The sequence below is a fragment of the Sphingomonas zeae genome (assembly GCF_014197135.1).
Lineage (GTDB): Bacteria > Pseudomonadota > Alphaproteobacteria > Sphingomonadales > Sphingomonadaceae > Sphingomonas > Sphingomonas zeae.
The window spans coordinates 48755-71319 of sequence record NZ_JACIFA010000003.1; the positions used below are offsets into that span (position 1 = coordinate 48755).

Here is a 22565-nt window from a genome sequence, read left to right on the forward strand (position 1 = left end):
GCTCAGCTATAAGGCGGCTGGGTATAGCCCGCCGGGCTGAGCGTGAAGATCTCGCAGCCTTCTTCGGTTATGCCGATCGAATGCTCGAACTGCGCCGACAGCGACCGATCGCGCGTCACGGCCGTCCAGCCGTCATCGAGCAGCTTCACGTCGGGGCGGCCGATATTGATCATCGGCTCGATCGTGAAGATCATGCCGGGCTTCAACTCGGGGCCGGTGCCCGGACGGCCGACATGGACGACCTCTGGCGCGTCATGGAACAACAGGCCCAGGCCATGGCCGCAGAAATCGCGGACCACGCCATAGCGGTGCTTTTCGGCGTGCTGCTGAATGGCGTGCGCCACATCGCCCATGTGATTGCCGGGCCTGGCCTGCTCGATGCCCAGCATCAAGCATTCATAGGTGACTTCGACCAGTTTGCGCGCCTTCAGGGGCACATCGCCGATCAGGTACATGCGGCTGGTATCGCCATGCCAGCCGTCGACGATCGGGGTCACGTCGACATTGACGATATCGCCCGACTTCAGCGTCTTTTCGGACGGGATGCCGTGACAGACGACATGGTTGATCGAAATGCAGGTCGAATGGGTATAGCCCCGATAGCCCAGGGTCGCGGGCACGCCGCCACGCTCGACGATGAACTGGTGGATCAGGCGATCGATCTCGGCCGTGGTGACGCCGGGCACCATATGCGGCACCAGCATGTCCAACGTCTCGGCGGCCAAGCGGCCCGCCTTGTGCATCCCGTCAAACGCCTCGCGGCCCCAGAGCTTGATCGCGCCGGTCCGCCCCTGGGGCGCGTCGGCGGAAACGGTCACATAATCGGTCATGCGCGCGATATAGCGTGGCGTGGCCGCTTTTGCGAGGCTATGTCGGGCGTATGGCAATTGCGACCCCCTTCGAGCGTATCTGGACCGCGGCGCTGATCGTCATCGGTGACGAAATCCTGTCGGGACGGACGCAGGACCGCAATGTCGCGCAACTCGCCACCTGGCTGAATGTGCAAGGCATCCGGCTGGCAGAGGTGCGGGTGGTTGCCGACCGGACGGACGCGATCGTCGAGGCGGTGAATACGCTGCGCGCTCGCAACGACTATCTGTTCACGACCGGCGGGATCGGGCCAACGCATGACGACATCACCGTCGATGCCATCTCGGAGGCGCTGGGCGTGGCGGTGATCGAACACCCCGAGGCGCGGGCGGTCCTAGAGCAATATTATGCGACACGCGGCGGCGTCAGCGCGGCACGGGCGCGCATGGCGCGCACGCCGGAGGGCGCGTCGCTGATCCCCAATCGCGTATCGGGCGCACCGGGCATCCGGATCGACAATATCTTCATCATGGCCGGGGTGCCGCACATTACCGCCGGTATGCTCGACGCGCTCACCGGTACGCTGGAAGGCGGCCGCCCGGTCGTGTCGGGGACGATCGGCTGTTGGGTCGGTGAGAGTGAGGTCGCCGAACTGCTGCGCAATGCAGAAAAGGCGCATGAAGGCGTGGCGATCGGCAGCTACCCGTTTTTCCGCGAAGGTCGGACCGGTGCCAATTTCGTCGTGCGCAGTCCCTATCAGGATCAGGTCGATGCCTGTCTTCGCGATCTGACCGCCGCGCTGGAGGCGGATGGGCGCGACGTGATCGCCGGCGGCATCTGACCTGCCCGTCTTCTGGTCTTTTCGTACTTTCTCAAGACTGGCTGCATAAAGACGGCGCATCAGGACAGATGAGCCTGTGTACGGCCGATGATAGCGGAGTGGTTGTGGATGCGGATGGCAGTTGCGAGAACGAGGCATAGCGTTCGTCCCGGCGCGGCGTGGGTGCGCTAAGGTCGATGCGTGCACCCATCCTTGTCACCGGCGTCGCGGGCTTTATCGGCCACGCCACGACGCATCGCTTGCTGGCGCGGGGCGAGCGGGTCATCGGGATCGACAATCTGAATGACTATTATGATCCGGCACTGAAGCGTGCCCGGCTCGCCGGTCTGGAGGGCGCAGAGGGCTTTTCGTTCCGGACGATGGACGTGGCGGATGCAGCGAGTGTCGCAAGCCTGATGCGCGACCATGGTGTGACCCAGGTCGTCCATCTGGCGGCGCAGGCGGGCGTCCGGCACAGCATCGAACAGCCTTTCGCCTATGAACGATCCAATGTCGGTGGCCATCTGGCCGTACTGGAGGCATGTCGCCACCAGCCAGGCTTCGTCCACCTCGTATACGCCTCGTCCAGTTCGGTTTATGGCGACAAGCCAATGGGTGGGCAGGGGTTCAGCGAGGACGAGCCTTCGGTCTCTCCCGTGTCGCTCTACGCGGCGACCAAGCGGGCCTGCGAATTGATGAGCCAGTCCTATGCGACGCTTTACCGTTTTCCGCAGACGGGTTTGCGCTTCTTCACCGTCTACGGCCCGTGGGGGCGGCCGGACATGGCCTATTTCTCCTTCACCCGCAAAATTTTGAGCGGCGAGCCGATCGATATCTTCGGTGAGGGCCGCATGGCCCGGGACTTCACCTATATCGACGATATCGTTGACGGCATCGTCGGCGCGCTCGACCATCCTCCGGAGCGCGGCGGCCACCGCATCCTCAACATCGGTGACAGCCAGCCGGTCGGCCTGATGGACATGATCGCCACCCTGGAGCGGGCGCTGGGTCGCGAGGCGATCAAGATCATGAAGCCGATGCAGCCGGGCGATGTGACCGCGACCTATGCCGATGTGTCGAAGCTGAACGCCCTGACCGGCTATGCGCCGCAGGTCAACATAGCCGAAGGCCTCAAGCGCTTCGTCGCATGGTACCGAGACTATTACCGCGTCTGACGCGAAAGAGACCGCTGCCCCAAGGAAGTGGCACGGATCTCGGATATCGGCGCTGGTGATGGAGCGGGTGAAGGGAATCGAACCCTCGTCGTAAGCTTGGGAAGCTTCTGCTCTACCATTGAGCTACACCCGCGGTGGGACGCTGCCTATTCAAGCGCCGGGGCTTTGGCAAGCGGCTCGGGGCAAATTTCTTCGGCTGGCGGTTCAACCGATGATCGACTGGCCCAACGCCATCGTCTTGCCATTGGTCACGATCACTCGGTCGCCCAATCGCGTCGCGTCGAAAAGCTTCTTGGCAAAGCCGGTCGGCACACCGATGCAGCCATGGGTGGCGTTGCCGTATCGCACGTCGCTGGCATGGATCGCGACGCCGTCATTGGTGAGCCGCAGCATATAGGGCATCGGCGCGTCATAGAGGTTGGAGACGTGATCGGCATCCTTTTGGAGGATGGGAAACACCCCCAGCGGCGTCGGCATATTATCGGCGCCATAGATGATCGCGGCCGTCCCGATCTCATAGCCGTCACGGAAGATGGAGACGACTTGGGCGGCCAGATCGACGGTGATGACGATCGGGCCGCTGGGTGCTCCGCTTTCGTCCCAGACGAAGTCGCCATGCCGCAGCGGCTGCTTGAGGTTCAGGATGCGGCGGACGACGAACGGCGCCGGCGTGGGGGAGGGCAAAGGCGATGGAGTGGCAACCGGCGGGCGGCGCGGTGCGGAGCGTTGCACCGGGCGTGTGGCCTGGGACGCTTCCTGGCGATAGGCATGGCGGACCAGCATCGCACCGCCGCCGCCCACGCCCAGAAGGATCGCGCCAGCCAGAAGTTGCAGGGCTCTCATCCTCCGCCCTTTAGCAGCCCTTCTCGATCAAAGGGTTGCGAATTTCGACCGTGACATGGCCGAGTTTGGTCATGCCGTCGAGCCGCTGATGGATGGCCGCGCTGGTCAGCCCGGCGTCGACGCCTTCGACCGACAGCACCACGGCATGGGCGGTGGGGCCGATCCGCCAGATGTGGAAATCGTGGATGCGCAGGTCGCCCGGAGCCTCGACCCGTTCGCGCACCTGACCGGCGAGCATAGGGTCGGCGGCGTCCAGCAGCACGGTCGAAGCCTGACGCATCAGTCCTATCGACCAGTTGGCGATCACTACGGCACCGAGCAGACCGACCGCCGGATCGAGCCAGACCCAGCCCAGATACCGCCCGGCGACCAATGCCAGGATCGCCATGACCGATGTGAGCGCATCCGCCAGCACATGGATATAAGCTGCCCGCATATTGGTATCGCCGCCATGGCGATCATGCGAGTGATCGTGATCGTGCGAATGGTCATGTCCATGCCCATGATCATGCCCATGGCCGAGCAGCCAGGCGCTGGCGATGTTGACCAGCAGGCCGAGCACCGCAACCAGGATCGCATCGCGAAACGCGACGGGGTGCGGTTCGGCGAGCCGCATGATCGATTCATAGGCAATGCCCAGCGATACCAAGCCCAGCACCATCGCCGATCCGAACCCGGCCAGTTCCCCGACCTTGCCCGTACCCCAGCTATATCGGGGATTGGCGACATGGCGCTTGGCATAGGAATAGGCGATCGCGGCAATGCCCAGCGCGCCGACGTGCGTCGCCATGTGAAATCCGTCCGCCAGCAGCGCCATCGATCCGGTCAGATAGCCCGCGACGATCTCGCCGACCATCATCCCCGTCGATAGCCACACCACCAGACGGGTACGGCGCGCATTCTCGTCATGGGCGTGGCCCAGATAATCATGGCTGTGGGTATTCACGGTGGAGCGTCCTTGATCGGCGGTGTCAGCGGAAATGGCGGCGGAGCAGCTTGGCAAGCTCGGCGGCGGCGGCGGTGCGTTCCTCGTCGGATAGGCCGGGGGCCGCGACATGGGCGTGGAGGTGATCCTCGACCAGCTCGTCCATCAATCCCGCCACCGCGCCCCGGACCGCGGCGACCAGATGCAGCGTCGCCGCGCAATCGGCATCGGCCGCCACCGAGCGTTCGATCGCCGCGACCTGTCCCGCGATCCGCCGGACGCGCGCGATGATCTTTTCCTTGCTGGTCGTCACATGAGCCATAATGGATAGGGGTATAGGGTATATGGTCCGGCGGATCAACTGGCGGGTTGCGTGCGGATAGGCATTTCCGCCAAAAGGCCCCATGATGACGGCCAAGGGAGCAGGCATGATCGGGTGGGTTCGGCGATGGGCCGTAGCGGTGGCGGCGTTGATGGCGACCTCGCCCGTCGCAGCCGAGTCGATCCTGTTCGTCGGCAACAGCTTCACCTTCGGCGCACATTCGCCAGTCATGCGCTATCGCCCCGATCTGGTTCACGACTTGAACCAGGAAGGAATCGGTGGCGTGCCTGCACTGTTCAAGACCTTTGCCGAGCAGGCGGGGGAGGACTGGCAGGTCAGCCTGGAGACGTCGCCCGGTCGTGATCTCGCTTATCATTATGAGCAGAAACGCAGCGCGATCGATCGCCGCTGGGATGTGGTCGTGCTCCAGGGCTATAGCACGCTCGACGCCCAGCGGCCCGGCGATTCGACCCGTCATGCCGAGGCCGCGGGACTGATTGCCGCCATGCTGCGTCGGGCCAATCCGCGTGTCCGGGTCGAGCTGGTATCGACGTGGAGCCGGGCGGACCTGACCTATCGCACGGCCAGCCCGTGGCGGGGAAAGGTGATTTCCGCGATGGCGGACGATCTCGCGGCGGCCAATGCCCAAGCGGTTCGGCGATATCCCGAAATCTCCGGTACGATCCCGGTGGGGCAGGCCTGGAACCGGGCATGGGCGGAACGGGTCGCCGATCCGAACCCCTATGACGGGATTGCCTTCGGGCAGGTCGATTTGTGGACGTGGGATCAGTATCATGCCAGCGCGGCGGGATATTATCTCGAGGCGCTGGTGATCTTCGGGAAGGTCACGGGGTTTGACGTTCGGCGGTTGGGCGAACAGGAGCGGGCGGCGCAGGATCTGGGCTTGGAGCCGCGTTTGGTCGGCCGGTTGCAGGCTATCGCCCATGCCGAAGTGGCGGGCGTCACGCCGTAACGATCGCCCCGTTCCGCACCGTCACCGGCCAGGGCGTCAGCCGCTGTCCGATGCACGGTCCGCCCAGGCACTGGCCATCGCCCATATCGAAGATCGCGCCGTGCCAGGAACAGGCGATGCGCTTTCCGTCCGGCGTCAGATAGGCGTCGAGCGTCTGCGCCAGCGGAAGGCCCATATGCGGGCAGCGGTCTACATAGCCGTGGACGGAGTCACCGCAACGAACCACGAAGCCATGGAAGCGGCCCGCCCGCATTTGCAGCACGAAATTGCGTGCCGCGCCGTCCGCGATGGTTTCGAGCGGGCCGAGCGAAATGCCGGCGGGTGTCGCGGTCAGCCTTTCATCGCTCATGACGCGTCGCCCTGAACCTCGGGCGTTGCCTCGGGCACATGATCGCGCAGGCGCTTGGCGGCCGCGACCAGCCGGGGGAAGGCGGACAGATCGACGGCGAACCGCTCGGCATTATAGACCTGCGGCAGGATATGGCAGTCGGCGAGCGTCGGGGTGTCGCCATAAGCATAGCCCGCGCCATGCCGTTCGATCAGCGTTTCCAGCGCGGCGAAGCCTTCCGTCACCCAATGCGCGATCCAGCCATTTATGGCGGCGTCGTCGGCCGCCATATCCTGCCGCAGTTTGGTCAGCACCCGCAGATTGTTGATCGGATGAATATCGCACGCGACGATCGCCGCCATCGCGCGGACCGCTGCACGCCCGGCACTGTCGCTAGGGAGTAGCGGCGGCTCAGGATAACGCTCTTCGAGCCATTCCAGGATGGCGGGGCTTTGGATCAACGCACCGTCGGGGCCTTCGAGAACGGGCACCAATCCTTGCGGTTGCAAGGTCCGGAAATCGGGCGCGCGTTGGGCGCCGGTGCGCAGGTCGTGTGCAACGCTGGCATAGGGCAGTCCCTTCAACGCGAGCGCCAGTCGCACCCGATAGGCTGCGCTCGACCGCCAATAGCCGTGCAGGGTCAGGGTCATGGCAGTCGGGCCTTGGGAAAGTCCTTCCACACTGCGTCATAATCGAGCTGTGCATGAGACAGCGCATGTTCGGTCGGTTGATAGGGCCAGCAGCTTTCCACCATGAAGGCCATGGTGCCTTCGATCCGGTGCGGCTTAAGATCCGCGTCGCTCGCGCCCTGCCAACTGGCGAGATCGGGGCCGTGGCCCGCCATCAGATTGTGCAACGACAGCCCGCCGGGGCGGAAACCTTCTGCCTTGGCATCATAGGCGCCGGTAATCAGGCCCATCGCCTCGGACATGATGTTACGGTGGAACCAGGGCGGGCGGAACGTATCCTCCGCCACCATCCAGCGCGGCGGGAACAGGACGAGGTCGGCATTGGCCCGGCCCGGCACGTCGCTCGGCGAGGTCAGTAGCGTGAAAATCGAGGGATCGGGATGGTCGAAGCTGACCGTGTTGATCGTGTTGAAACGCGACAGGTCATAGCGCCAAGGCGCCAGATTCCCGTGCCACGCCACGACGTCGAGCGGGCTGTGGTCGAGCGTCATGGCCCAGAGCGAGCCAAGGAACTTCTGGACGACCTGAGTGGGCTCGTCGCGATCCTCGAACCAGGCGACCGGCGTCTCGAAATCGCGAGGATTGCCCAACCCATTGGCCCCGATCGGGCCGAGATCGGGCAGGCGGAACAGGCTGCCATGGTTTTCCGCCACATAGCCCGCCGCCTCGCCATCAGGCAGTTCGACACGGAAGCGTACACCGCGCGGCACGAGCGCGATCTGGCCCGGTGCGATGTCGATGCGACCCAACTCGGTCAGGATGGTCAGGCGGCCGGATTGCGGCAGGAAGATGAGTTCGCCGTCCGCATCGACAAAGACGCGGTTCATGTCCCGGTTGCAGGCATAGACATGGACAGCCACGCCCTCCAGGTCGGCCGGGTCGCGGTTGGCGAGCATCGTCGTCATCCCGTCGATCCAGTCGGTGCCGGGCGGTGACATCGGCGCCGGGTCCCAGCGCAGGCGGTTGGGGGGCAGGGGGCTGTCGCTGGTGCCCGGCGCGAAGCGCGGCGCGCCGTCATAGGGCTGATAGGGCGGATGCTCGGCGGTCGGGCGCAAGCGGTAGAGCCAGGAGCGGCGGTTTTCGTGGCGCGGAGCGGTGAAGGCGGTGCCCGAAAGCTGCTCGGCGTAGAGGCCGTAAGCCGGGCGCTGCGGTGAGTTGCGGCCGATGGGGAGGGCGCCAGGGACCGCCTCGGTCGCGACATGGTTGCCGAAGCCGGGGATATAGGATGCCGTCATCTCTGTTCCTCTCCACAACACGTCAGCGCGTCAGACGCGGCCAAGCCGCGCCTTATGCGCTGGCTCGGCCGCGCTGGCCGCGCTCGCTCGCGCACCTTCGTGGGCGCCTCGGCGGATGCTTATGCATCCACCGTGATGACGCCGCGCCGGATCTGATCCAACTCGATGCTCTCGAACAACGCCTGGAAATTGCCGTTGCCGAAGCCCTCATTGCCCTTGCGCTGGATGATCTCGAAGAAGATCGGCCCGACCATGTTCTCGGTGAAGATCTGGAGCAGGATGCCCTCTTCTCCGACATTGCCGTCGATCAGGATCCGATTCTTGCGCAGTCGCTCCAAGTCTTCGCCATGGTTCGGCACGCGCTTGTCCACCAGCTCGTAATAGGTCTCGATCGTGTCCTGCAGCCGCACACCACGGGCGCGCAGCTTTTCGACGGTTTCGTAGATATTGTCGGTGGTCAGCGCGAGATGCTGAATGCCTTCGCCATTATATTCGCGAATGAATTCCTCGATCTGGCTCTTCTCGTCCTGGCTCTCGTTCAGCGGAATGCGGATCGCCTTGTCGGGTGCGATCATCGCCTGGCTAAACAGACCGGTCGCCTTGCCCTTGATGTCGAAATACTTCTGTTCCTCAAAGCCGAACAGCTTGGAATAGAAGCCCGACCAAGTGCGCATCTCGCCGCGGCGGACATTGTGGGTCAGGTGGTCGAGCAGGTCGAGCCCGACATTGCTCTCTGCCTCGGCTTGCTGCCAGTCCGCGATTTCGTTCCAGTCGGCGAACAGGTCGCTGCCTGCCTTGACGAGATAGAGATAGCTGCCGCCGATCCCCTCGATCGCCTTGGCATCGGGGGTCAGGCACCCACGCGCCGCGTCAACCGGGGTTGCGCCGCCCCCCACCGCATGATCGAACGCCTGGGCCGGCTCGGCGACGTAGAAACCCATGCCGCTGGCCGAGGGGCCATGCTCGGCACGAAACTCGGCCGCCTGGCCCTCCGCCTCGGCGTTGAGGAGCAGGGTGATGCGGCCCTGCTTGTACCGGGTGATGGCCTTTTCGGGGTGACGATGCGTGGGCACGAATCCCATCATGTCGAATTGCCGCGCCAGCGTTTCCGGCTCGGGCGTCGTGAATTCGCAGAAAGCGAAGCCGTCCAGACCCAGCGGATTATTCGGGGTGGTTGCCATGACGTCCAACTCCTGATCCAGTATCTTGCGTTACCAGATCGCAGAATGGGGAATTGGTGTCAAATGTTACGATCTCGCGAATTGCGGCTGGACGAATTTCTTCCCTATCGCTTGTCGATCACGTCGAACCTGGTCAGCGACCATATCGCCAGCGCCTACCAGCAGCTGTTCGGCCTCACGATTCCCGAATGGCGGATGATCGCGATCGTCGCGGAGGAAGGTGCGGTCGCCCAGTCTGCGGTGTGCGAGCGAAGCCGGATGGACAAGGTCACGGTGTCCCGCGCCGCCATCGCCATGGTGGGGCGCGGGTTGCTCGACCGGACGGCACATGACGGCGATCGGCGCTCGCACCTGCTCGTCCTCACCAACGCCGGACGCGAGCTTTATGCCGATGTTGCGCCCAAGGCGCTGGAGCTGGAGGCGCAGCTTTTTGCCGGTTTTACCCAAGACGAACTGGAAGCGTTCGTGACGATGCTCCACCGGATTGATGCGGTCGCCCTGGCGCAGCGCGATCAGCCCAGGATCGTGCGGTAGAGCTGAAGATAGCGGTCGGCCATCCGATCCACAGAAAAGCGCGTTGCGGCGATTCGTCGACACGCCGCGCGGTCGATCTCACCGATCCGCTCGACGGCCTCGATCGCCTGTTCGACATTATCGACCAGGAAGCCGTTGACGCCGTCTTCGATCAGCTCCGGCATCGATCCGCGCCGGATGGCGATCACCGGCGTACCGCAGGCCATGGCCTCCACCACGGATAGCCCGAACGGCTCGTCGAAATTGATGAGGTGAAGCAGCGCCCGGGCCTGTCCCAGTGTTGCCGTTCGGTCCGCGCCGCCCACCGGCCCGCGATAGACGATGCCGTTGTCGTCGACATGGGGCTGAACCTCGCGCTCCCAATAGCTCTGGTCCTGCACGATCCCGGCCATGACGAGGCGGCGGCCGGTCGCCTGCGCCACCGCGATCGCCTCGGCTGCGCCCTTGTCGGGATGGATGCGACCGAAGAAGAGGAGATCCTCGCTTCCGGTTGGATCGAAAGGAAAATCATCGATCGGGATGCCGTGGTGGATGGTGTCCGCATAACGCAGCCGGGGATGCCGGTCCGCGTCCGAGATGGCGACATAGTGCACACGGTCCTGATAGGGTTCGTACATCGGCACGATCCGCTCGGACGAGAAGCCGTGGATGGTCGTCACCATCGGCGTTTCGACCAGCCCGGCAAAGGCGTGGGCAGGGAAATCGGCCTGGTTGTGGATGAGGTCGAACTCGCCCGCCCGTTCGAACACGGCGGCAAGGTGGCGCATCTCCCACACCTTGGCATCGACCGAGGGGTCTTCCGAATAGGGGGCGGGGACGGGTCCGGCCAGCGTGGCGGCGGTGATGCTGTCCTGTGTTGCGAACAAGGTGACGTCCACGCCGCGTGCGACCAGCGCTTCGGTCAGCAGGCTCGTCACCAATTCCCAGGGGCCATAGGCGCGTGGCGGGGTCCGCCACGCGATCGGGGCAATCATTGCGATCTTCATGCAGGCGTATCGACTTTCAGGATCAGCCCTTCATGGGGGCGCAGCAGGGAAGGGGCTTGGCGGGGCAGATCGCCCAGCGTGGAGAGGACCGGCGTTCCGAGCGGAAGGTCAACAGAGGCCTTCACGTCGCCGAGGTTCAGGGCGATCACGAAACGCTCGCCATCCTGCTCGCGCTCATAGGCCAGCACTGATCCCTCTGCTTCGATCAGCCGGACGGAACCGGTGGCGAGCGCCGGACTGTTCCGCCGGAGTGCCAGAAGCGCACGGTGAAGCGCCAGCATTGACGCGGGATCGGCCAGTTCGTTGGCGACATTGCGCTGCGGCCAACCAACCCCCAGCGGCAGCCAGGGCTCGCCGATCGTAAAGCCGCCTTGTGCGCTGTCGTCCCAAGGCATCGGCGTGCGCACCGGGTCGCGGCCCAGGCCCAGACCCGGTTCGCGCAACTCGCGGGGATCACGCACGCGATCGGGCGGAATGTCGCCATTCTCCATGCCCAACTCGTCGCCATAATAGAGCGTCGGCGTTCCCCGCAGCGTCAGCAGCAGCATGGCTGCGACCCGCGCCTGCGCCGGGCCGCGTTTGGTCGCGCTGCGCGGGCGGTCATGATTGCCCAACACCCAATTGGGCCAGCCGCCGGAGGGCAGGGCGTCCTCATATTCCGCGATCATCCGCGCCAGGTGCCGCGCATCCCAAGGCGCGTCGATGAGCTGGAAATTGAAGGGCAGGTGGACGCCCTCGCCATGCTGGCCATAATAGCGCATGAGCCGTTCGACCGGCAGATAGATCTCACCGATCAGCACACGCTCGTCGCCTTCGCCGCCAAAGGCATCAGCGATCGCCCGCATGTCGGCCGCGATATCGTGCACTTCGGGCTGGTCGGTCGAATGAAGCTGGAACACCCGGTTCATCTCGCCGGTCGCCGGGTTCCAATCCGGATTCAGCGGATTGTCGGGGAAGCCCGCATGTTTGACGATGTGCCACAACACGTCGATCCGAAATCCGTCGACCCCCCGCGCGAACCAAAAGCGCAGCACGTCGAGCATGGCGGCGCGCACCTCCGGGTTTCGCCAGTTCAGGTCGGGCTGCTCCTTCAGGAAGGCGTGGTAATAATATTGGCCGGTCGTCTCGTCCCAGGCCCAGGCCGGGCCACCGAAATCGCTGATCCAGTTGTTGGGCGGGCCGCCATCCGCGGCGGGGTCGCGCCAGATATACCAGTCGCGTTTGTCATTGTCGCGGCTGGACCGGCTCTCGACGAACCAGGGATGCTGGTCCGAGCTATGATTGGGCACGAAGTCGAGCAGCAGCTTCAATCCGCGCGCATGAGCCGACGCCAGCAGCGAATCGAAATCCGCCAGCGTCCCGAAACGGGGATCAATCCCGCAATAATCTGCGACATCATAGCCGAAGTCAGCCATAGGTGACGGAAATATCGGCGAAAGCCAGATCGCATCGACGCCCAGCTCGACCAGATAGTCGAGGCGGCTCTCGATCCCGCGCAGATCGCCGATCCCGTCGCCATCGCTGTCTTGAAACGACCAGGGGTAAATCTGGTAGAGGACGGCCGATTGCCACCAGGGGCGGGCGTTCATGTGAACAGCCTCTTGGCGAGACGGGTCATACGGCAGGCGAGATCCGCCTCGCCGCTCGCCACCAGATAATGGTCGTGCATGTCGATCATGCCGGTCGAGAAGACCACCGGCGTCGGCAGATACATTTGATGCGCGATGGAGTCGGTGAGTTCCGGTGCGGCCTCAAGGATCGGTTGATCGTCTGCGAGGTGCAGGATGCGGGTCGGCTCGGCAGCGTCGAACAGCGCCCAGAAACTGCGATAGATGCCGACCGACTCGCGCCGCTCGACCCCATGATAGAGGGTCAGCCAGCCGCGCTCCGTCAGGATCGGCGGCGTACCGCCGCCCACCTTCATCGCCGAGACGGAGTCCTTGCGCGCGCGGATGCCGGGGGCTTCCAGCGGCTTCCAGTGAAGCCCGTCGGGTGAGGTCGCGAAGTTGATCGACGGGCCGCCGACGAACGGACTGTCGCCCGGATAGGCGAAATAGACTTCGCCCAGCGGCCTGGTCAGCGCCATGAAGCGACCGTCGACCAGCCCTTCGAAGAACAGCATATCCTTGTTCTGGTGGTCGAGAATGATGCCGGCGAGGCGGTAATCGAGGCCGTTTTCGGAGATATGGAGCGTGGTCGAATGCCGCTCGGCCGATACCGAACAGGTGGTCATGTACCATGTGTCGCCGACCCGGCTGATCCGGGCATCCTCGACACCGTAATCCTGCCAGGTCGCGGCCGGTTCGATCGCCTTGTCGTAATGAACCGCGACGATCGCCGAACCATCTGCCGACAGTTCGACCGGCAACAGCCAGGATAATGAGGTCAGTGCCAGGATGCGGTGCGCACTGCCGCGAATGGCGAACTGGCGCGGATCGTTCATGTCGACCGCGGACAGCGGATAGCGATCGAGAACATAACCGCCGGGTGTCCAGCGGATCGCGCGAACATGCGTTCCGTCGACCGGATCGTTCAAGGCCTCGGCCACGCGCACCATCAACAGGATGTTGCCGCTCGGCAATCGCGTCATGCCTGGGTTGAAAGCGCCCAGCACATAAGTCGGCTCGGATATGCCGCGGCGAAGCGGAGAGCGGGACAGATCGACATCGTCGGGGCGGAAGATCAACTGGTCGTCGGACATGGCCCGCAAACGCCTGCTGTCATCCCGCGTTCCCAATCTCCTCGCCGCGATCTTCCCGCCCGGGTCAACCTGCCCCGATTAATCCGCCGTCGCGACCTTCAGGAACACCGACCAGCGGTGCTCGAAGAAATTGGCCGGTGTCAGCCCGTTGAAGGGATCGGGCAGGTCGAACTGCATCCGGCGGCTAGGCCCGTCCAGGACGTCGGCCAGCAGGTTGAACAACGCCAGAGCGGTGTCGTCACGGCGCAAGAGTCCGGCATCCTGCGACGCCTGGATACACGCGATGATCGGATCGGCGAGAATGCGGTCCCAGGTCGCGAAGCGATGCCGCAATTCCTCTGAAAAAATAGCCTCCGATGTCAGGAAGGCCATGAATCGGACCGAATCGGGTTCGACGCAAAAGGAAAAGAACCGACGTGCCGAGCTCTTCAGGCGCTCAAGCGGATTGGCGCCGCTGCTGTCATTGAGCATGGCCTGGTTCAAGCGATCAAGGTCACGCGTCACGACCGCGTCGAGCAGCGCCATCTTGCCAGCATAGCGACGATAGATGGTATGCTTGCTAACCCCGACGGATAAGGCGATTTCCTCCATCGAGGTTCCCTCGATCCCGCGGCTGCAAAATGCCTCGCGGGCGCCGGACAGGATGATATCGTCAATATGCTGCGCCTGCTCCCGTGTCGGGCGTCCAGCGGTCCGTTTGGTAGCTGTCATGGGTCCCTTCTGCTTTTTCCCTCGGCATAGGTCAAATTTAATTGCACCTATCCGTTGCTTTTTTGCAGGTGCGAGGTAGAGGGGGAGCGAATGACTTAAACGTCATGTGCTTCAGGGAGTTTCACGGCGTGCCCAAAATTACCGTCCTGGGGTCGTCGCTTGCGATGACATTGGTTCTGGCGGCGTGCGGACAGGGATCGTCGCAGCAGGAGCAGGCCGCTCCGCCGCCGCCCGTCGTCACGGCGATCACGGTGCAATCCGCCGCGGTGCCCAACATCATCGAATTGCCCGGCCGAATCGAGGCGATGCGCACTGCCGAGGTGCGCGCCCGGACCGACGGCATCGTCGAGGCGCGTCTCTATAAGGAGGGCACCGACGTCGCCGAAGGGCAGCCGTTGTTCCGGATTGACCAGCGCGATTACCGCGCACAGGTGCAACAGGCCCAGGCGGCACTCGCCCGTGCCCAGGCGGCGCGCGCCAATTCCGCTTCGATTGTCCGGCGCTACCAGCCGCTGGTCGCGGAGCGCGCGGTCAGCGCGCAGGAGTTCGACGCCGCACAGGCAGATTTGCGACAAGCCGACGCCAGCGTTACCGATGCCCGCGCCGCCCTGTCGCGTGCGCAGTTGCAGCTGAGCTATACCATCGTACGCGCGCCGATCGCGGGGCGCGCGGGGCGTGCGCAGGTGACTCAGGGCGCGCTGGTCAGCGCGACTCAGGCCACGCCGCTGACCCAGGTCGACCAGATGTCGCCCATTTATGCTGTCTTCACCCAGTCCAGTGCAGCGCTGTCCGAACTGATCCAGCAGTCCCGCTCGGGCGGCCTCGCATTGCCGAACCTGTCGCATGTCACCGTGCGGCTGACCCTGGAGGACGGCACCGAATATGGACCGACCGGCCAATTGGACTTTGCCGGGCAAACCGTTGATCCGACCACGGGCAGCCAGCAGCTTCGCGCGCAATTCCCCAACCCGAACCGCATGTTGTTGCCCGGTCAGTTTGTTCGGGCGCACGTCAATGCGGGGACGATTCGCAACGGCATCTCGGTGCCGCAACGTGCAGTCCAGCTGAGCAACCAGGCGGCGTCCGTGATGGTGGTCGACGGATCGGGCACGGTTCAGTCGCGCCCGGTGAAGCTCGGCGGGCAGGTCGGAGGCAACTGGGTCATCCTGTCCGGATTGAAACCCGGCGAGAAGGTTGTGACCGAAGGCTGGCAGAAGGTTCAGCCCGGCCAGAAGGTCCGCATCCAGTCGCCGGGCCAGGCCGCGCCCTCACAGGCGCAGGGGCAGCCGGGCGGACAGCCCGGCGCGGCCCGCTGATCGCCGGAGTAGAGCATCATGAACCGTTTCTTTGTCTATCACCCAGTCTTTGCCTGGGTGATCGCGCTCTTCATTGCACTATTCGGTGTGATTTCGCTGCGACTGCTGCCGATCGAAAATTATCCCTCGGTCGCGCCTCCCGCGCTGAACCTTGCGATCAGCTATAACGGCGCCGATGCCGAAGTGATGGACCGTTCGGTGACCGCTGTCATCGAGAAGGAGCTGAACGGCGTCGATAATTTCCTCTATATGGCGTCGACCAGCCGTTCCAACGGCACCGCGCAGATCACCGTGACCTTCAAGCCAGGCACCAACCTGGACGTGGCGCGCACGCAGGTCCAGGATCGCCTGAGCCGCGCCGAACCGCGCCTGCCGCAGGAGGTCCGCGCGCTTGGCATCCAGGTGACCGAGGGGTCGGCGGGATTTCTTGAAGTCATCACGCTCAGTTCCAAGTCCGGCCGGACCACGCCGGTCGAGATGGGCAATTTTGCTGAAAACAACATCCGCAACGAGTTGCGCCGGATCGATGGCGTGGGTGACGTGCAGCTGTTCGGCTCGCCTTACGCGATGCGTATCTGGCTCGATCCGCAGAAGCTGGCAGGCTATAATCTATCGGCCTCCGAGGCGCTGGCCGCGGTGCAGGAGCAGAACAGCCAGACGGCCGGCGGTTCGCTCGGCGCGCAGCCGCTCACCCGCACCGCCGAGTTCACCGCGCAGATCATCACCCAGAACCGCTTCGCCACGCCCGAGCAGTTCCGCCAGATCATCATCCGCGCCAACCCCGACGGGTCGGCCGTGCGGCTGGGCGATGTCGCCCGCGTCGAGTTGGGCAAGGACAATTACGGCTTCCGCCTGACCCTGAACGGCAAGGAGACGGTCGGTCTGGCCGTCCAGCTGGCCAGCGGTGCGAACGCGCTGGCGACGGCGGACGCCGTGGCGGCCAAGATGAAGCAGCTTGAGGCGAGCTTCCCGGCCGATCTGACCTGGCGCGTCCCCTTCACCACGACGCCGTTCATCACCGCATCGGTCGACAGCGTCATCCATACGCTGGTCGAGGCAATGATCCTCGTCTTCCTGGTGATGTTCCTGTTCCTTCAGAACTGGCGCGCCACGCTGATCCCGGCGATCGTCGTGCCGATCGCTCTCGGCGGTGCCTGTATCGGCCTGCTGGCGTTCGGCTTCTCGATCAACACGCTGTCGCTGTTCGGCATGGTCGTGGCGATCGGCATTCTGGTCGACGACGCGATCGTGGTCGTCGAGAATGTCGAGCGTATCATGTCGGAGGAGGGGCTGAGCCCCCGCCGCGCAACCGTCAAGGCGATGGGCCAGATCACCGGCGCGATCATCGGCATTACGCTGGTGCTGGTCGCGGTGTTCATCCCGATGGCCTTCTTCCCCGGTTCGACGGGCGGCATCTATCGCCAGTTCTCGGTGACGTTGGCCGTGTCGATCTTCTTCTCGGCCGTGCTCGCGCTGACGCTGACGCCCGCACTCTGCGCGACGCTGCTGAAGCAGGAGGACGCGCATCTGGAGAATCGTCCCGAACCCAAGCCGGGCATCCGTGGCCTGCCGCGCCGTTTCTTCAACTGGTTCAACGACAAGTTCGGCCGGGGTACGGAAAAATACTCGGGCGGCGTGAAGCGGATGATGTCGCGTCCGGTGCGCTGGCTGGCGGTCTTCGGCGTCGTCGTCGTCATTACCGGCCTGATGTTCACCCGCCTTCCCGGCGGCTTCCTGCCGACCGAGGACCAGGGCTATATCTTCGTGTCCTATGACGCGGCCCCCGGCGCCACGCTGGAGCGGACGGGCGAGGCGATTACCAAGGTCGAGAAGTTCCTCCACGCTCAGCCGCAGGTGTCGGACATCGTGTCGGTCGCGGGGTTCAACTTCTTCGGGCAGGGCCAGGCGGCGGGCATCTCGTTCGTCAACCTGAAGCCATGGCATGACCGCAAGGGCGTCGAGAACAATTCGACCACGCTGGTCGGCAAAACGATGGGCTTCGTTCAGTCGATCCCGGAGGCGACCATCTTCGCGCTCGATCCGCCCCCGATCCAGGCGCTGGGCAACGCAACCGGCTTCTCGATGAAGATCGAGGATCGCTCGGGCCTGGGTGCGGTCGCCTTGCAGCAGGCGCAGGGCGCGATCCTGGCCAAGGCGTCGCAGAACAAGGTGCTGATGGGGGTCCGCCCAGAAGGTTTGGGACCGGCTCCGCAGCTTTATGTCGATATCGATCGCATCCAGGCGCGGGCGCTGGGCCTTCAGATTGCGGATGTGAACCAGACGCTGTCAATCGCCTTCGGCTCGGCCTATGCCAACGACTTTGTCCGCGACGGCAATGTGTTGCGCGTCTATCTCCAGGCCGATGCGCCGCAGCGCATGTCGCCCGAGGACGTGCTGGCGCTGCGCGTGCGCAATACGCAGGGCAATATGGTGCCGTTCTCCGCCTTCACGAAGGTTCGGTGGCAGAATGGGCCGCAGCAGCTGGAGCGGTATAACGGCTATCCGTCGCTGACCGTCTCGGGCATGGCGGCGCCCGGTCAGTCGACCGGCACCGCGCTGAAGGAAATGGAGAAGATCGCACGCGAGGTAATGCCCGCCGGCATGAGCTTCGAGTGGACCGGCACCGCTTTTGAAGAGCAACAGGCGGGTGGTCAGATCGGCCTTCTGCTGGGCCTGTCGCTGATCGTCGTCTTCCTGCTGCTCGCGGCGCTGTATGAAAGCTGGGCGATCCCGCTGGCGGTGTTGCTGGTGGTGCCGTTCGGCGTGCTGGGCGCAGTGTTGATGACCATCTTCCGGGGCTTCTCGGCGGACGTGTACTTCAACGTCGGGCTCATCACGATCATCGGTCTGGCGGCCAAGAACGCGATCCTGATCGTGGAGTTCGCGATCGAGGACGAGGAAGGGGGGCGCACGCCCTTTGAGGCGACCGTAGAGGCGGCCCGCCAGCGTCTGCGCCCGATCCTCATGACCAGCCTCGCCTTCATCCTGGGCATGGTACCGCTGTTCATCGCGACGGGTGCGGGCGCGGCCAGCCGCCGGGCGGTCGGCACGGGTGTGATGGGCGGCATGATCGCGGCGACGGCGTTCGGCATCTTCTTCACGCCGGTCTTCTACATCGCGGCCAAGAAGTGGCTGGCGCGCGAGCATGACCATGAGGCGGCAGATGCCGACGAGGAAGCGCGCGAGCGTGACGCACGAACCGGCGAAGAGGAGGGTCAGGCCCATGCATAACGCCTTTACCCGCACGGCCGCCGCGCTGGCCCTTACCAGCGCGCTGGCGGGCTGCAATCTGGCGCCGAAATATCATCAGCCGATCGCACCCGTCTCCGCTACTTATCCCGAGGCGGTGAGCGGCACACGAACGGCAGCCGAGATCGGCTGGCGCGAGTTCTTCGGCGACGAACAGCTCAAGGCCTACATCGCCGCCGCGCTCGCCAACAACCGTGACCTGGCCCAGGCCGTGGCACGGGTGGCGCAGGCGCGGGCGCAGTACCGCATCCAGGATGCGCAGCGGCTGCCCGCGCTCGACGCGACGGCGGGGGCATCGCGGACGCGCGTTCCGCTTAACTCGCTGGGTTTCGGCAACGCGATCCCCGGCGCGGGCAATGCGGAAAATCCGACCTCGATCACTTATAACCAGTTCTCGCTGGGCGCGCGGGTGTCCAGCTTCGAGTTGGATTTCTGGGGTCGGGTCCGCAATCTGTCGGAGGCGCAACGGCGGCAATATCTGGCGACGGTCGAGGCCGAGCGCGCCTTCCGCCTGTCGCTGGTGGGTCAGGTCGCTGCGACCTATCTCCAGATCCGGGCGGCCGAGGAGCAGATCGCGCTGGCCGAACAGACGGTGACCAGCCGCCGCGAAGGGCTGGCCATCGCCAAGCGGCGGATGGATGCGGGCGTCACCTCCAGCGTCGATTACGATCAGGCCGCCGCGCTGCTGACCCAGGCGGAGACGCAACTGGCCGAGCTGCGCCGGACGGTCGCGCAGTCACAGAACCTGCTGACCGTATTGGTCGGCGGCCCGATCACCGGGCCGCTTCCGGCCGGACGGCGTCTGGGTGACCAGAACCAGTTCGCCGCGATCGAACCGGGGCTTCCGTCCGCGCTGCTGGTCAACCGGCCCGACATATTGCAGGCCGAGCAGCAATTGCTGGCCGCCAACGCCAATATCGGCGCGGCACGCGCGGCCTTCCTGCCCAGCATTTCGCTGACCGGGCTGGCGGGCTTCGTCTCGCCTGCACTCAGCAGCCTGATTGACGGCAATTCGACCCAATATCAGGTGCAGGGCGCGGCGTTGCTGCCGATCTTCGACTGGGGGCGTCGCAATGCGCAGTTGAAGCTCAGCCGCGCGCAGGCGGACGAACTGACCGCCGCCTATCAGCGGACCGTGCAGGGCGCCTTTCGCGAGGTGGCCGACGCGCTGGTCGCGCGGCGTCGCTATGCCGAGCAGATCGAGGCGCAGACCCGGGCGGTGGACGCGCAGCGGCGGCTCGCCCGCACGGCGCGGCTTCGCTACACCAACGGCATCGCCATCTATCTCGAGGTGCTGGATGCCGAGCGCAATCTGTTCTCCGCCGAGCAGCAACTCCTGACGCTGCGCAGTGCCGCCCTTCAGAATGACGTCACCCTGTATGTCGCGCTGGGCGGTGGCTTGCGCGAGGGCGGAGCGGCGTCCACGGTTCCCGCGTCCGGCTAAATCCCCGAACCCCCGGCCGACGCGGTTGAGCGAGGGGCGTACGGGATCCTCCCCCCGTGCGCCCCTTTGCTTTGCCGAGCGGAGCGCCTAACCGGCGGATCGTGTAACAGGAGGGCGTCATGACGGGATGGACGATCGGGATCATTGGCGGCTCGGGCCTTTATGCGATCGACGCGCTAGAGGATGTCGAGAGGCTGGTTGTCGACACGCCCTGGGGCGCGCCGTCCGACACGCTGGTGCGGGGACGGATCGGCGCGGTCCGTTTTGTCTTCCTGCCGCGCCACGGCCGGGGTCATCGTCTGTCGCCGACCGAGGTGAACGCCCGCGCCAATATCCATGCGCTGAAGCTGGCAGGGTGCACCGACATCCTGGCCCTTTCCGCCATCGGTTCTCTGCGGGAAGAGCTGCCGCCGGGCCATTTCGTCGCGGTGGACCAATTTATCGACCGAACCGTGCACCGCGATACCAGCTTCTTCGGCGCCGGGCTGATCGCCCATGTCTCGATGGCCGATCCGGTATGCCCGCGCCTCTCGACCCTGGCAGCCCACGCGGGCGAACGCGCAGGCGCGCGGATGGTCCATGGCGGCACCTATCTGGCGATGGAGGGACCGCAATTCTCGACGCGCGCCGAAAGCCATCTCTATCGCCAATGGGGCGCCGACGTGATCGGCATGACAGCCATGCCCGAGGCCAAGCTCGCCCGCGAGGCGGAGCTTCCCTATGCGCTGATCGGTATGGTCACCGACTATGACTGCTGGCGCGAGGATGAGGCCCATGTCGAGGTCGATGCCGTGCTGGCGCAGCTCGTCGCCAATGGGGCCAAGGCGCGGACGCTGGTCGCAGAACTGGCCGCTATCCTGCCCGAAGCGCGGACCGCTTCGCCGATCGACACCGTGCTCGACCAGGCGCTCATTACGCATATCTCACATGTCGACCGGGCCAAGGCGGAAAGCCTCGGCCCGATCGTGTCGCGGGTGCTCGCCAAGCGAGACGGCTGAGGGTCAATCCTCGACGATCTGGCTGTTCGTCCGCGTGTCGCGCATCCGCAAATAGACGATCAGCGAAATGCCAATCATGACAGTGACGTACCAGTAGAAGCCCTGCTCGAATCCCGACCTCTTGAACAGCAGTGCGACCGATTCCGCCGTACCGCCGAAGATTGTGTTGGCCAGCGCATAGGGCAGGGCGACGCCCAGAGCGCGGATATGCGCCGGGAACAGCTCGGCCTTCACCACCGCATTGATCGAGGTATAGCCGGTCACGATGATGAGCGCGCCCATCACCAGCGCGCCCGCCACGATCGGATCGCGCGTCGTCTCCAGCGTCGAGAAGATCGGATAGGTCAGCAACACGCCCGCGATGCCGAAAGCGACCATCAGCGGCTTGCGGCCGATCCGGTCCGACAGCCCACCCGCCAATGGCTGGAGCAGCATGAAAACGAACAGCGTGACGGCGTTGATCTGGCTCGCGACCTCACGGCTGAAGCCGCTGGTGTTGACCAGGAATTTCTGCATGTAGATCGAATAGGCATAGAAGGCGAGCGTGCCCCCAGCGGTCAGCAGCATGACCGTCAACGTTTCCCTGGGGTGTTTCGTGAAAAGCTGGATCAGCCCCGATTGCGGCGCGCCCTCCTTCTTGACGTTCTCGAAGCTCTTGGTTTCGGCCAGTCCGCGCCGGATATAGAAGACGACGATCGCCAGCACCGCGCCCAGCGCGAAGGGAATGCGCCAGCCCCATTCGTCCAGCGCCGCCTCGGTCATCGTCGACTGGAGGATCAGCAGGACGCAAATGGCGAGCAGCTGCCCCGAAATCAGCGTGACATATTGAAAGGACGAGAAGAAGCCACGCCGGTCCTTGCCCGCCATTTCGGAGAGATAGGTGGCACTGGCGCCATATTCGCCGCCGACCGACAGGCCCTGCATCAGCCGCGCCAGAACCAGCAGGGCAGGCGCGGCCAAGCCGATCGTCGCATAGCCGGGCGTCGCGGCGATGATGAGCGAGCCCATGCACATCAGCGTCACCGACAAGGTCAGACCCGCCTTGCGGCCTTTGCGATCGGCATAGATGCCCATCACCCAGGCCCCGATCGGCCGCATCACGAAGCCGACCGCAAAGACGGCGGCTGCGCTCAAAAGCTGTGCGGTGCGGTTCTCCGACGGAAAGAAGTGCGGGGCGAAATATAGGGTAAAGGCGGAGTAGACATACCAGTCGAACCACTCGACCAGATTGCCGGTCGATCCGCCGATGATGGATTTCAGGCGATGCCGATCAAGATCGGCGGTGGCGTTCGACATGGTCTACTCCCCTATTGTCTGGCTTTCCG

21 protein-coding genes and 1 tRNA gene are annotated in these 22565 nt (G+C 64.6%); 8 read left to right on the forward strand and 14 right to left on the reverse strand.

Annotated elements, in window-relative coordinates:
• Positions 1-2 precede the first annotated feature (2 nt).
• Positions 3-830 carry a type I methionyl aminopeptidase gene (gene map, locus GGR45_RS05565; protein WP_175312299.1) on the reverse strand — a complete coding sequence of 276 codons (828 nt, stop codon included), beginning with the start codon at positions 828-830 and terminating at the stop codon, positions 3-5.
• A gap of 50 nt (positions 831-880) precedes the next feature.
• Here map and GGR45_RS05570 point away from each other — a divergent pair, with 50 nt between their 5' ends.
• Both GGR45_RS05570 and GGR45_RS05575 read left to right on the forward strand, forming a co-directional pair.
• A complete protein-coding gene (locus GGR45_RS05570; protein ID WP_175312298.1) occupies positions 881-1651 on the forward strand; it encodes a competence/damage-inducible protein A in 771 nt (256 codons plus the stop codon).
• Positions 1652-1827: 176 nt separating this feature from the next.
• Positions 1828-2805 (forward strand): NAD-dependent epimerase/dehydratase family protein, encoded by a 978-nt coding sequence (locus GGR45_RS05575; protein ID WP_175312297.1) that lies wholly within the window; start codon positions 1828-1830, stop codon positions 2803-2805.
• 59 nt (positions 2806-2864) lie between these two features.
• On the opposite strand, the gene GGR45_RS05580 is transcribed toward GGR45_RS05575, so the two are convergent.
• The 4 genes from GGR45_RS05580 to GGR45_RS05595 all read right to left on the reverse strand — a co-directional run bounded on the left by GGR45_RS05580 (position 2865) and on the right by GGR45_RS05595 (position 4895).
• Positions 2865-2938, reverse strand: a tRNA-Gly gene (locus GGR45_RS05580).
• 71 nt (positions 2939-3009) lie between these two features.
• Positions 3010-3648, reverse strand: a complete 639-nt coding sequence (locus GGR45_RS05585; protein WP_175312296.1) for a L,D-transpeptidase family protein — start codon at positions 3646-3648, stop codon at positions 3010-3012.
• Positions 3649-3658: 10 nt separating this feature from the next.
• Positions 3659-4594, reverse strand: coding sequence for a CDF family Co(II)/Ni(II) efflux transporter DmeF (dmeF, locus tag GGR45_RS05590; protein ID WP_285138807.1), 936 nt, complete (start codon positions 4592-4594; stop codon positions 3659-3661).
• A gap of 25 nt (positions 4595-4619) precedes the next feature.
• Positions 4620-4895, reverse strand: coding sequence for a metal/formaldehyde-sensitive transcriptional repressor (locus GGR45_RS05595; RefSeq protein WP_175312294.1), 276 nt, complete (start codon positions 4893-4895; stop codon positions 4620-4622).
• 106 nt (positions 4896-5001) lie between these two features.
• Between GGR45_RS05595 and GGR45_RS05600 the strand changes: the two genes are divergently transcribed.
• The gene (locus GGR45_RS05600) at positions 5002-5868 is read left to right on the forward strand and encodes a PEP-CTERM sorting domain-containing protein (RefSeq protein ID WP_246358070.1); all 867 of its coding nucleotides are present in this window, start codon (positions 5002-5004) and stop codon (positions 5866-5868) included.
• Here GGR45_RS05600 and GGR45_RS05605 read toward each other — a convergent pair.
• From GGR45_RS05605 to hppD, 4 genes are all read right to left on the reverse strand, one after another.
• The gene (locus GGR45_RS05605; RefSeq protein ID WP_175312292.1) at positions 5858-6217 is read right to left on the reverse strand and encodes a Rieske (2Fe-2S) protein; all 360 of its coding nucleotides are present in this window, start codon (positions 6215-6217) and stop codon (positions 5858-5860) included. The genes GGR45_RS05600 and GGR45_RS05605 overlap by 11 nt on opposite strands.
• Entirely contained in the window at positions 6214-6846 is a 633-nt protein-coding gene (gene maiA, locus GGR45_RS05610; RefSeq protein ID WP_175312291.1) for a maleylacetoacetate isomerase, read from the reverse strand. The genes GGR45_RS05605 and maiA overlap by 4 nt, the downstream gene beginning before the upstream one ends.
• Positions 6843-8120, reverse strand: coding sequence for a homogentisate 1,2-dioxygenase (gene hmgA, locus GGR45_RS05615; protein WP_175312290.1), 1278 nt, complete (start codon positions 8118-8120; stop codon positions 6843-6845). The genes maiA and hmgA overlap by 4 nt, the downstream gene beginning before the upstream one ends.
• Positions 8121-8239: 119 nt before the next feature.
• Positions 8240-9301 carry a 4-hydroxyphenylpyruvate dioxygenase gene (gene hppD, locus GGR45_RS05620; RefSeq protein ID WP_175312289.1) on the reverse strand — a complete coding sequence of 354 codons (1062 nt, stop codon included), beginning with the start codon at positions 9299-9301 and terminating at the stop codon, positions 8240-8242.
• Positions 9302-9364: 63 nt separating this feature from the next.
• On the opposite strand from hppD, the gene GGR45_RS05625 reads away from it, so the two are divergent.
• Complete coding sequence (locus GGR45_RS05625; protein WP_175312288.1) at positions 9365-9835, forward strand: MarR family winged helix-turn-helix transcriptional regulator; 471 nt, start codon at positions 9365-9367, stop codon at positions 9833-9835.
• Here GGR45_RS05625 and GGR45_RS05630 read toward each other — a convergent pair.
• From GGR45_RS05630 to GGR45_RS05645, 4 genes are all read right to left on the reverse strand, one after another.
• Complete coding sequence (locus GGR45_RS05630; RefSeq protein ID WP_175312287.1) at positions 9814-10821, reverse strand: glycosyltransferase family 4 protein; 1008 nt, start codon at positions 10819-10821, stop codon at positions 9814-9816. The two genes, GGR45_RS05625 and GGR45_RS05630, sit on opposite strands and share 22 nt — an antisense overlap.
• Complete coding sequence (locus tag GGR45_RS05635; protein WP_175312286.1) at positions 10818-12410, reverse strand: alpha-amylase family glycosyl hydrolase; 1593 nt, start codon at positions 12408-12410, stop codon at positions 10818-10820. The genes GGR45_RS05630 and GGR45_RS05635 overlap by 4 nt, the downstream gene beginning before the upstream one ends.
• A complete protein-coding gene (locus GGR45_RS05640; protein WP_175312285.1) occupies positions 12407-13522 on the reverse strand; it encodes a glycoside hydrolase family 130 protein in 1116 nt (371 codons plus the stop codon). The genes GGR45_RS05635 and GGR45_RS05640 overlap by 4 nt, the downstream gene beginning before the upstream one ends.
• Positions 13523-13600: 78 nt before the next feature.
• Positions 13601-14233 carry a TetR/AcrR family transcriptional regulator gene (locus tag GGR45_RS05645; protein WP_175312284.1) on the reverse strand — a complete coding sequence of 211 codons (633 nt, stop codon included), beginning with the start codon at positions 14231-14233 and terminating at the stop codon, positions 13601-13603.
• 164 nt (positions 14234-14397) lie between these two features.
• Here GGR45_RS05645 and GGR45_RS05650 point away from each other — a divergent pair, with 164 nt between their 5' ends.
• The 4 genes from GGR45_RS05650 to mtnP all read left to right on the forward strand — a co-directional run bounded on the left by GGR45_RS05650 (position 14398) and on the right by mtnP (position 21240).
• Positions 14398-15549 (forward strand): efflux RND transporter periplasmic adaptor subunit, encoded by a 1152-nt coding sequence (locus GGR45_RS05650; RefSeq protein ID WP_246358071.1) that lies wholly within the window; start codon positions 14398-14400, stop codon positions 15547-15549.
• 18 nt (positions 15550-15567) lie between these two features.
• Complete coding sequence (locus GGR45_RS05655) at positions 15568-18780, forward strand: multidrug efflux RND transporter permease subunit (protein WP_175312282.1); 3213 nt, start codon at positions 15568-15570, stop codon at positions 18778-18780.
• Complete coding sequence (locus GGR45_RS05660; RefSeq protein ID WP_175312281.1) at positions 18773-20242, forward strand: efflux transporter outer membrane subunit; 1470 nt, start codon at positions 18773-18775, stop codon at positions 20240-20242. The genes GGR45_RS05655 and GGR45_RS05660 overlap by 8 nt, the downstream gene beginning before the upstream one ends.
• Before the next feature lie 119 nt (positions 20243-20361).
• Positions 20362-21240 (forward strand): S-methyl-5'-thioadenosine phosphorylase, encoded by an 879-nt coding sequence (mtnP, locus tag GGR45_RS05665; protein WP_175312280.1) that lies wholly within the window; start codon positions 20362-20364, stop codon positions 21238-21240.
• Positions 21241-21243: 3 nt separating this feature from the next.
• On the opposite strand, the gene GGR45_RS05670 is transcribed toward mtnP, so the two are convergent.
• Positions 21244-22536: an MFS transporter gene (locus tag GGR45_RS05670; protein ID WP_175312279.1), complete on the reverse strand. Its 1293-nt coding sequence runs from the start codon at positions 22534-22536 to the stop codon at positions 21244-21246.
• Between the last annotated feature and the right edge of the window lie 29 nt (positions 22537-22565).